Below are 325 nucleotides of genomic sequence, written 5' to 3'. Positions count from 1 at the left end.
GAAGATTATTGCTGACAGCAAATTCATCAACATCCACCCAATATTGTCCTGGAGCGACATTTACAAATTGGTAGAATCCATTGGCATCTGTGACTTTAAATTCAATCAATTGATCATCTGCATCACGTTCACCTAGGATGCCAGCATCGCGGTATAAGGAAACACCGATATTTGCTAGTCCTTGCTCACTAGCACTTTGAACTCCATCAGCATTATCGTCTCTAAATACGGTATCTCCAATTATGCCGCCGGGTGCATAGCCAAAATCGATATTATTAACAACTTGCGCTGCTGCGAGATTGATAAGGTAGGGTTCATTGCCGGC

General features: G+C 42.8%; 1 protein-coding gene. It reads right to left on the bottom strand.

The annotated features are described in order from the left end of the window. Positions 1–325 (bottom strand): SdrD B-like domain-containing protein (locus Lbru_RS17555; RefSeq protein ID WP_202967548.1); only part of this gene is annotated, 325 nt, incomplete at both ends.

It is taken from the genome of Legionella brunensis (assembly GCF_001467025.1).
GTDB lineage: Bacteria > Pseudomonadota > Gammaproteobacteria > Legionellales > Legionellaceae > Tatlockia > Tatlockia brunensis.
The sequence above is the reverse complement of the archived record's forward strand: the minus strand, read 5'-3'. Positions and strand labels throughout refer to the sequence as shown.